We start from the raw sequence: 2,913 nt of genomic DNA on the forward strand, positions 1-2,913 counted from the left end.
GCCTCCGCCGCCCGCGCCGGTGCCCGAGCCCGTGCCGCCGGTGCCCGTCCCCGAGCACGCCCCGCAGATCGCCGAGGCGTACGGGATCCGGTTCCTGTGCGGCGCCGACGACATCGAGCGCATGGTGACCGAGGTGCGGCGGCGCGGCAAGTGGGCGCGGCGGCTGCGCGGGCAGGAGGTGTCCAGCGCGTCGGCTCCGGCGCTGCTGCTGATCGGGACGCCCTCCAGCGGGCAGCGGCGGCTGGCGCGGATGGTCGCCGCGGCGCTGGCGGAGGTGGAGGCCTCCAGCGGCGAGGTCCGCAGCGCGCACGCCGAGGATCTGCGCGAGCACGGCCCCGAGGGGCTGCGCGCGGCGCTGGACGAGCACGCGGGCCATGTGCTGCTGCTGGACGGGCTGGACGGCCTGGTCCTGGACGAGGCGCAGGGCCCGGCGTACGCGTCGGTGCTGTACCGGGCGCGGCTGGAGGGCGTCAACGACACCGCGCTGCTGGCGACGTGCGAGCCGGACCGCGTCGGGGAGCTGTCGGCGGCGTCGCCGGAGCTGGTGACGGACCTGCGGGCGGTGCGGCTGCCGGATCTGGGCACCGCCGGGGCGCGTTCGGCGCTGGTGGGGCTGCTGGCCGAGGAGCGTCGGCTGCGGCTGGGCCCGGACGCCTGGGCGGTGGTGAACCGTGACGCGGGGACGCTGCTCCCGCGGGGGCGGCTGACCGGCGCGCGGCTGGTGGAGGCCTATCTGGACCGGGCCGCGACGCGGCATCTGGGCCGTGCGGAGGCGACGCGGGCGATCGGCAGCGCGCTGGCGCTGACGGCGGCGGACTTCGAGGGCCTGGCCGCCGAGCTGTCGGGCCGCTGACCCGGTCTCACCGCACGCGATGTGCCCTGGTGGCCCGATTCGCCTTGCCCGAGGGGGATCTGGGCCCCCGCGCGGCGGCGGAATGTCGGTGGGCGGGGCCACGATGGGGACGTGGATCGTGCCGACCGGCTGCTGGCGCTCGTCGCGGAGCTGCGTGCGGCCTCCCCGGAGCCGCTGGACCCGTCCGCGCTCGCGGGGCGGCTGCGGGTCAGTGAGCGGACCGTCCGCCGCGACCTGGAGCTGCTGACGCACGGCGGGCTGCCGGTGCGGCGGGTGAAGGGCCGCGGGTACGTGCTGGCGGGTGAGGCGGAGCCGGCGGCGCTGAGCGAGGCGGGGTCGCTGACGGGCCCGGTGCACGACACGCTGGCCGAGGCGGTCCGCACCCGCCGGGTCGTGCGGATGGCCTACACCGATCAGGCGGGGGCGCGCAGCTTCCGCGACGTGGAGGCGCACGGCCTGGTCGTGGCCCCCTACGGGGAGTACCTGGTGGGGTGGTGCCGGATGCGGGACGGGCCGCGGATGTTCCGGCTGGACCGGATCGGCGCGGCGTTCCTGTCGGGGCGGGGCGCGGAGGTCCGCGATCTGGACGGGCTGCTGGCGGCGCTGCGGGTGCCGGTGCCGCGTCCCCCGGCCGAGGCGGGCCCGCGCGGCCCGGCGGGCGCCGGGCGGGCGCGGGCGTGGACGCTGGACCGGCTGGAGTTCGTGCGGTCCCGGCTGCGGGACGCGGCGGCGGGTGTCCGCGGCGGCGGCGAGGGCGCGGCGGCGCTGCGCGGTGTGCTGGGGCACCTGGCGGAATGGACGCGGTGGCAGGCCGCGGCGGTCCGGGCCGCGGCGACCGGCCAGGACCCGGTCCTGGCCGGGCGGCGCCCGCGCTTCCCGGAGGGTTTCGACCGGGAGATGCCCTTCGACGCGCGGGAGCGGATGATCCAGGACGCGATGGCGCTGCGGTCCCTGGGCGATCTGGCCCGGGACCTGCAGGAGGTCCTGGAGGCGGTGGGGCACTGGGCGGCGGGCTGCGACGACGCGCTGTGGGAGGCCGAGCTGCCCGATCCGCGCCCCTACGGCCCGCCGGGTCCGCCGCGTCCGCTGGCGGACCTGCTGGCGGGGTGGCGCGGCCCGCTCGCCCATATCGAGTGGCATCTGGACCGCCTCACCGACGAGCCTCCGCCTGCACCGGCGGGCGACGACGAGGACGTGTGGGTCGTGGACCGCTGCCCCCTGCAGGCGTGACCGGCACCGCGGCGGTGCCGCGCCGGTGCGGGCGGTGTCGGCGGTGTCAGCGGGCGGCGGTGTCAGCGGCGGCGGGGTGGTGGTGGCCGTCGAGGGGGCGCAACGGTTGGCTTGCGTGTGAGCGGGAGCGAGCACAGGTGGACTTGAGTGCCGCTCGGTGGCTGTGTTCGAGACACAGAGGCTCGGCACCCTGGTAGCGTTTCGGTTTGCGATCTGGGACGCCGGGAACGGCGCCAGTGTGCGGGGCCCCCGTTCCACCGGAGAGATGGTCCGGGGCCTCCCCGTCGCCTCTGGCCGTTTCCACTTGGCCAGGTCGTGCAGGGAACCGGCCTCCCGGGACCGGACCACGCACAGGATGCGTGTCGCCGCACCGGGTCGAGTACGCCGGGGACCAGTGCGCCCAGGACCGTTCGGGGCGCACGGCTGAGTTGGCCACTCCCGCTCAGTCCGCAGGAACGGTTGAGCAGGCGGGTGAACCAGACGGTCTTGCCGTCCGCCTGCGGGCGGCAAGCATGCTCGGCCAGCGCGGAGGGGCCCCGGTCGCCGACTTCGGCGACCGGGCGGCGCCCGTCCAGGTGCAGCGCGAGCCGGACGGGCCCGGTGCCGTGGACGGCGGTGGGCTCGGTGGCTCGCGTCGCCGTGTGTGCCCGATCCCCGTGGTGTTCACTGTCCGTCTCCTGGCCTGTGCCGTGCTCGGTGCCGGGGGGGCTGGCTGTTTCCCCGTCCGGCGGCGGCCGCGGGTCCCCCGTCTTCTTCCGTGTTCGCTCATATTCAGGGACGCTTCGGCCGCGGGGGCGGTGCACGGGCGAAGGCCGGTCTCACCCGGGGGT

General features: G+C 77.1%; 2 protein-coding genes. Both read left to right on the plus strand.

Annotation, left to right across the window (positions count from 1 at the left end):
• On the plus strand, positions 1–853 hold an 853-nt coding region (locus E1285_RS46280), incomplete at its 5' end, for a hypothetical protein (RefSeq protein WP_207947284.1).
• A 111-nt stretch (positions 854–964) separates the two neighbouring features.
• On the plus strand, positions 965–2,083 hold the full coding sequence (locus tag E1285_RS44265; protein ID WP_165967038.1) for a WYL domain-containing protein: 1,119 nt from the start codon (positions 965–967) through the stop codon (positions 2,081–2,083).
• The last annotated feature ends 830 nt before the right edge of the window (positions 2,084–2,913 follow it).

This window comes from Actinomadura sp. 7K507 (genome assembly GCF_004348425.1).
GTDB lineage: Bacteria > Actinomycetota > Actinomycetes > Streptosporangiales > Streptosporangiaceae > Spirillospora.